5 protein-coding genes are annotated in these 6,955 nt (G+C 57.6%); 3 read left to right on the forward strand and 2 right to left on the reverse strand.

All coding sequences use genetic code 11. The features are described from left to right. Positions 1-126: 126 nt before the first annotated feature. Together FIV46_RS14005 and FIV46_RS14010 are read right to left on the reverse strand one after the other, a co-directional pair. Positions 127-2,496: a TonB-dependent receptor gene (locus FIV46_RS14005; RefSeq protein WP_139941561.1), complete on the reverse strand. Its 2,370-nt coding sequence runs from the start codon at positions 2,494-2,496 to the stop codon at positions 127-129. 180 nt (positions 2,497-2,676) lie between these two features. Beyond that, complete coding sequence (locus tag FIV46_RS14010; RefSeq protein WP_139941562.1) at positions 2,677-3,693, reverse strand: AraC family transcriptional regulator; 1,017 nt, start codon at positions 3,691-3,693, stop codon at positions 2,677-2,679. Between the two features lie 317 nt (positions 3,694-4,010). On the opposite strand from FIV46_RS14010, the gene FIV46_RS14015 reads away from it, so the two are divergent. The 3 genes from FIV46_RS14015 (at position 4,011) to FIV46_RS14025 (ending at position 6,951) form a co-directional block, all read left to right on the forward strand. Then, entirely contained in the window at positions 4,011-4,613 is a 603-nt protein-coding gene (locus FIV46_RS14015; RefSeq protein ID WP_139941563.1) for a 2-hydroxychromene-2-carboxylate isomerase, read from the forward strand. Between the two features lie 86 nt (positions 4,614-4,699). Beyond that, complete coding sequence (locus FIV46_RS14020) at positions 4,700-6,166, forward strand: 2-hydroxymuconic semialdehyde dehydrogenase (protein ID WP_139938585.1); 1,467 nt, start codon at positions 4,700-4,702, stop codon at positions 6,164-6,166. 14 nt (positions 6,167-6,180) lie between these two features. Next, entirely contained in the window at positions 6,181-6,951 is a 771-nt protein-coding gene (locus tag FIV46_RS14025; RefSeq protein ID WP_139938583.1) for a 2-keto-4-pentenoate hydratase, read from the forward strand. Positions 6,952-6,955: the final 4 nt, after the last annotated feature.

Below are 6,955 nucleotides of genomic sequence, written 5' to 3' on the forward strand. Positions count from 1 at the left end.
ATTGTCCCATAATACAGCAGGATGACAGCAAGGTTATCATGAAAATATGCGTGAGGATATCGGAACAAAAAAAAGGGCATGGGTGTCAGAATCCCATGCCCCGAGGTCGGGTTATAAAGCTTTCGCCTAAAAGTTATAGTTCACCGTGACGCCCCATTCGCGGGGTCGGCCCCAGGTGCCGTCGATCAGGCCGATGCTGCCGATGTCGGCCCAGCCGCTCATGATGTAATGCTCGTCGGTCAGGTTGCGGCCATAGGCGGTGACCGACAGGCCTTTCTCGACGAAATCGAGCGTGATGCCGCCGTTGAGCAGGCCATAGCCGTCCTGGATCAGCTGTGGTGTGTTGGTGGCGTCATTGGCGAATTTTGAGCGGTAGGAATAATCACCGCGGAACACCAGTTCGGCAGTATCCCCGAGCGGAACGGTATATTCAGCAGCGACATTGACAGACCATTCCGGGGTGTCGACGAACATGTCGTCCAGGGTCACCAGGGTGCCCGGATCAAGGCTGTCATAACCGGCATCGAGATAGCCGATACCGCCCATCAGGGTGAGGTTTTCCATCGGCAGGGCAGTGAATTCCAGCTCGAAACCCTTGATGGTCGCTGACGCGGCATTCTGGGTGAAGGGCTCGCCGTTCTGCACGGCGCTGACCTGGATGTTGGTATAGTCGGAGTAGAAGGCGGCGATATTCAGGCGCAGCCTGTGCTCCAGAAGTTCTGATTTGACGCCGAACTCGTAGGTGGTCACCTCTTCCTCGTCAAAGGAAATCGGGGCCGGCCGGGGCGAGAGGTAACGGGCATTGAAGCCGCCGCTCTTGAAGCCTTCCGAGTAGGACAGGTAGGTCAGGACATCGTCATTCCAGCGATACTCCAGGTTCAGGTGCAGCGACAGATTGTCAAATTCCTTCTCGTCGTCGGTATCGGTGAGCAGACGAAAGGCGTCCGGTACCGGTGCACCTTCCGGCAGCAGTTCAAGAAGCTGATAGAAGGAAGATTTTACATCCACATATTTTTTCTCGTGGGTGTAGCGCAGCCCCGCCGTCAGGGTGAACTCATCCGTAAAGTGGTAGCTGGTATGCAGGAAAGCTGCATAGCTCTTGTTGTCTATGCTGTCGGGGCCGCCGCCGGACGCGCCGCCGTTGACAATGCCGAGCAGCATCGTCTTGTCCGGGCCATCGGGCAGGCTGAGGGCCATGGCCTCGAGGCCGGGGTTCTGGAACAGGCCGGGGACAATCGGCACAATTGAATAGTTGTAGGATTGTTCCTCGAAATAGAGGGCGCCCAGCAGCCAGTCCAGCTTGTCATCAAGGGCGGTGCCGGTAAGGTTGAATTCCTGGCTGAACTGGTCGTGCTCGATGTCGTTCGACGTGCCCTGAATGACCAGCGGCGAGTGATCGGCGTCGCGTCCGAAACTCATGTCCATATTGCGGTAGGCGGTAATGGACTTGACATCGATGCCGGCCACATTCCAGTTGAGGGTCATGGACAGGCCGTAAATTTCATACCGGGATCCGACCATTTCCGAGGTGCCGTTGTCCATCACGCCGCCGACATCCAGGCTGTCGATGACGAAGCGGTCATCAAAAATGCCGCTGGGATCTGTGGCGACAAAGGCGTTGTTCAGGATGATCAGCTGGGCGGCGGGGTTAATGCCGAGAAGAGATTCTACCGGTGAATCCTCATCCGCAGTAGTATAGTCTGCGGACAGGGTTACATCCAGGTTGTCGGACGCATCCCAGTAGAGGGTGGCGCGGGCGCCGTCATTGTTTTTGCCGCCAAGACCGACGCCGTCGGCCCGGTAGGCGATGGCATCCTGGCTCTCGGTGCTGCCGGACAGGCGCAGGGCCAGCTTGTCTTCGTTGAGCGGGATATTGATCATGCCGTTAATCTGGAACCGGTCAAACCGGCCGTAGGTGGCGTTGAGTTTGCCTTCAAATTCCCCGCCGGGTTTCCTGGTGGTGACATTGACCGCGCCGCCGATGGTGTTCTTGCCGAACAGGGTGCCCTGCGGGCCGCGCAGGACTTCGATCCGCTCGACATCCAGCAGGCCGAGCACGGAGCCGACCGAGCGGGCGAGATACACGCCGTCGATATAGACGCCGACACCCGGATCCACATTGTGGTTGAAGTCGGTCTGGCCGACACCGCGAATGAAGATGGTGGCGGCATTGCTACCGCCGGACAGGGGAGCGGTGGAATCGAACTGTACGTTGGGTGTAAAATCGGATATCTGCGAAACATCGGTGAAGCCGCGGGCTTCCATATTATTGCCGGTAAAGGCGGTGACGGAGACCGGTGTATCCTGAAGGGTTTCAGACCGTTTACGGGCAGTTACCGTGATTTCCTCGAGGACCATGGCCCTGTCAGCCGTTTCTTCCGCAGCCTGGGCAACACTTGCCAATGAAACACCCGTCACGAACGGCAAAACTGCCGCCGTCGCAAACAAACCGCCTTTGGTCATATTTCTGACCGATGACGTCTCGAATATCGCCATATTATAATCTCCCTTGGGCCTCCCTGGCCCACAACTGTAACAACTATGATTTTTGTTATAAGATCTACTGTCTTTATACTGCCGGCAGACAGGAACCGGTGTGCTGACTATTGAGCCAGTTTTGTTGCTAACACGGTATCCCCTCCCAGAACCCAATATCCATTGTGTGAATACTCCCCCCTATATTTGGCGCTCATTTCCCGCATTATGAGAATGAAGCTTCAGGGTTTGGGACGGGAGTTCCCCGAATTGTTTTTTATAGTCTGCCGCAAAGCGGCTGAGGTGGTTGAAGTTATAGTCCAGGGCAAGTTCAGTGATGGTTTCGCCGTCAAGATTGCCGGATGTCAGTCTCTCGCGGATTTTTTCCAGCCTGACCTTTTTCAGATAGGCCATGGGCGCCATAAATTTATACTTCTCGAAAGTTTTATAGAGCACCCTGACGCTCAGGCCGGCGATATCCGTCAGGTCATTCATGGTGATATCCTCGGTGAGGTTTTCATGAATGAAGTGGTCCACCTTGCGTATGGAGACCGGTATCTCCTGCGAGCCCATGCTGGACAGGAGATGGCTGTAATTATTGGGGACCGCATGCAGAAAGGCCCGGAGAAAAAGGGTCTCAATCGGCGTGGCAAGATAGTCTGAAGACAGCAGGCTGGAATGTTTCGAGTTCAGTTCCTCACAAAAAAAACTGACCATGCGCTGGAGGCTTTGGAGTTCTTCCGTGGATTTGTCCACGATCTGGCTGAATTCAACGGGCTTTTTGATCGGAAACCCAAGGAGGGAGGTCAAATAGGAATCCATCCGGTCTTTTTCGACCCTGACGATGACTTTCTTGCAGTCTTCGGAGTAGATGAAATTTTCGGGATGGTAGGGGTTTACGGTCAGCGCCGTGTCCCGGGTGGCGGTATAGTTGCCGGAACTTGACTGGACGCCGCATTCGCCATCAAGAATGAACTGAAGGTGATAATAGTTTGTCGGCCTTGGCGCCGAAATGACCACTTCCTCGCCGAAATAGAGATAATTGAAGGAGATATTGTCGACCGGGCGGTGGCACAGCATCGCCTGTTTTTTTCTTTCGGGGTTCGCTCCCTTTACAATTCTGAAGTAATGTTCTCCGACCAGGGAGTTGACATGTCTTGAGACTTCGCCCGGATGTGCATTCCTGAGAATTGAATGATTATAGAGTAAATGGCCCATGTCGGTTTTCCCAAATCAAACGCAGACTCTTCCAGCTACGTGTTGTGTATACATCAATCATAAGATATACTAGCATACAAGTATAGTACCGGAGGGGCTATCTTTGTCAAGTGCCATCCGCTGATGCTTTATTCGTTTTTATTTCAAAGCGTTAACCGCCGAACCGGTAAAGCAATCCGGTTTCAATGACGGACTATCATTATGGATAGGAGATTCAAAAACCGGATATTTGGAAGTATGGTTTCCCGCTAGATTGCGGGCAGAAAATAGCTTTAGTGGGGGAAGTGAATGGGAAAGTTTAGGAGCGAGGTCAAAGTATGAGAGCGACAAAGGACGTTTATATCTATTTCAACTTTCGCAGCCCCTATTGCTATCTCGCGTCCCGGTGCATGTTTGACGTCCTTGATCAGGCCGCCAGCATGGTGGTCTGGCGGCCTTTTGCCGGATGGCGCGGCCGCACGCCGCGGGACCACCCCCGTCAAAAGGACAAAGTTCGTATTGCCCGGCAGGATCTGGCCCGTATTACAGCGAAGAGGGGTTATCCCTTTGTGCCGCCGCCTGCGGAGTGCGATGCTACCCTGCCGGCCCTTGGCTCGCTCTATGCGGAAAAGCAGGGATTGCTCAGGCCCTATGTGGAAACCGTCATGTCGAAGGAATGGGGTGAGGGGGTGGATGTCGGGCAGGAAGATATCCTGGCAGAGCTGGCCGTCAGCGTTGGACTGGATCGGGAAGGGTTTGTTGCGGCACTGCATGATGACGAGGGACTTCGGCAGCTTGAGGATAATTGGCAGGAAGCCGTGGACAAAGGCGTGATCGGCGTGCCTACCTTTATGGTGGACGATCAGATTTTCTGGGGACAGGACCGGCTATCCTGGCTCAGGGAATATCTGGAGCAACAGGCAGACCGGCGCTTGCCATAGGAGTGCAGCAAATGCTGAAATGGGTAGTTCCCGCTGCTCCCATGGCGGGGACCATCTTTCTTTCATCTCACACTTGAGGAATGATCATGTCAGACAGAGAAAGTCTTCATTTTATCAACGGGGAATATACCGCCGGATCGTCCGGGCTCACCTTTGAAAACCGCTGTCCGGTCGACGGCAGCCTGATCGGCCTGGTGCATGAGGGCAAGCGCGAAGAGGTTGACGCCGCGGTCAGCGCGGCGCGGGCGGCGCTCAAGGGGCCGTGGGGCCGCATGAGTGTGGAGGAGCGGGTCAGGATGCTGTACCGGGTCGCCGACGGCATCACCGCCCGGTTTGACGAATTCCTCGAGGCCGAATGCCTCGACACCGGCAAGCCGAAGAGCCTGGCCAGCCATATCGACATTCCGCGCGGCGCCGCCAACTTCAAGGTCTTTGCCGACGTGATCAGGAATGTGCCGACCGAAGGCTTTTTCCTCGAGACGCCGGACGGGGCCGGGGCGCAGAATTACGGCGTGCGCACGCCCAAGGGGGTGATCGGGGTGATCTCGCCGTGGAACCTGCCGCTGCTGCTGATGACCTGGAAGGTGGGCCCGGCCTTGGCCTGCGGCAATACCGTGGTGGTCAAGCCGTCCGAGGAGACGCCGCTGACCACGACCCTGCTCGGCGAAGTGATGAATGACGCCGGCGTGCCCAGGGGCGTGTTCAATGTGGTGCACGGCTTCGGGCCGGACAGCGCCGGGGCGTTCCTGACTGAACATCCGGGCGTCGACGCCATCACCTTTACCGGCGAGACCCGCACCGGCACCGCGATCATGAAGGCGGCGGCCGAAGGGGTGCGCGATGTCTCCTTCGAACTCGGCGGCAAGAACCCGGCCATTGTCTTTGCCGACTGTGATATGGACAAGGCCATCGAGGGCACCATGCGTTCGGTGTTCGCCAACTGCGGCCAGGTCTGCCTCGGCACCGAGCGGGTATTTGTCGAGCGGCCGGTCTTTGATGAATTTGTCGCCCGCCTCAAGGCGGGGGCCGAGGGCCTGAAGCTGGGCCGTCCCGAAGACGAAACCGTCAACATGGGACCGCTGATCAGCAAGGAGCATCAGCAGAAGGTGCTGGGCTATTACAAGCTGGCCAAAGACCTGGGCGCGACCGTGGTCATTGGCGGCGGCGTGCCGGACATGCCGGACGACCTGAAGGACGGCGCCTGGGTCGAGCCGACCATCTGGACCGGGCTTGGCGACGACAGTGCGGTCATGAGGGAAGAAATCTTCGGCCCCTGTTGCCATATCACGCCGTTCGATGAGGAAGAGGAAGTGATCGCGCGGGCCAATGACACGGTTTACGGTTTGGCGTCGGCAGTGTGGACCGAGAATATGTCCCGCGGTCACCGGGTCGCGGCACAGATCGACTGCGGCATCTGCTGGGTCAACAGCTGGTTCCTGCGCGACCTGCGCACCGCTTTCGGCGGCACCAAGCAGTCCGGCATCGGCCGCGAGGGCGGGGTGCACAGCCTGGAATTCTATACCGAACTGAGAAACGTCTGCGTCAAGTTGTAGGGAGACCCATTGAGATGAGCAAAGACCTGAACGAAATAGCTAAAATCGTTGATGACGCCGCGCGTACCGCGACGGCGATTCCGCAGCTGTCGGAAACCGGTCACGACCTGACCCTGGAAGAAGCCTATCAGGTGCAGGCGCTCTCGCTCGCCCGGCGCTACGCCCGCGGCGAGCATCAGGTCGGGGTCAAGATGGGCTTCACCAGTGAAGCCAAGATGAAGCAGATGGGGCTCAAGGAAATGATCTGGGGCCGGCTCACCAATGTGATGCTGGTGGACAACGGCGGCGAGATCGACCTCAAACATTATGTTCATCCCCGGGTCGAGCCGGAAATCTGCTTCCGCCTCAGGGCGCCGCTGGCCGGCGAGGTGAGCCCCGAGGAAGCGCTGGCCGCCGTGGACGCCGTGGCGCCGGCGCTGGAGATCATCGACAGCCGCTACGAGAATTTCAAATTCAATCTGCCGGATGTGGTGGCGGACAACACCTCCACCTCCAGCTATGTGGTCGGCGACTGGTATCCGGCCGACACCGACATTGCCGATCTCGCCATGGCGATCAGCTTTGACGGCGAAGAGGTGCAGTCCGGCTCCACCTCTGCCATTCTCGGCGATCCGCTGCGGGCCCTCATCGGGGCGGCGCGGCTGGTGGGCAAAGACGGCGGCCGGCTCGAGGCGGGCTGGCATGTGATGGCCGGCGGCGCCACTGCGGCAGAGGCCCTCACTCCCGGGATCAGCGTCCGGCTCGACACCGAAAATATGACACCGGTCACCTTCAATGTGAAATAGGCAG

The sequence above is a fragment of the Emcibacter nanhaiensis genome (assembly GCF_006385175.1).
GTDB lineage: Bacteria > Pseudomonadota > Alphaproteobacteria > Sphingomonadales > Emcibacteraceae > Emcibacter > Emcibacter nanhaiensis.

Bases quoted from the DNA above. Each gene is read 5' to 3' on its own strand.
- FIV46_RS14015 (WP_139941563.1), top strand. From the start codon at position 4,011: ATGAGAGCGACAAAGGACGTTTATATCTATTTCAACTTTCGCAGCCCC.
- FIV46_RS14025 (WP_139938583.1), top strand. From the start codon at position 6,181: ATGAGCAAAGACCTGAACGAAATAGCTAAAATCGTTGATGACGCCGCG.
- FIV46_RS14010 (WP_139941562.1), bottom strand. From the start codon at position 3,693: ATGGGCCATTTACTCTATAATCATTCAATTCTCAGGAATGCACATCCG.
- FIV46_RS14005 (WP_139941561.1), bottom strand. From the start codon at position 2,496: ATGGCGATATTCGAGACGTCATCGGTCAGAAATATGACCAAAGGCGGT.
- FIV46_RS14020 (WP_139938585.1), top strand. From the start codon at position 4,700: ATGTCAGACAGAGAAAGTCTTCATTTTATCAACGGGGAATATACCGCC.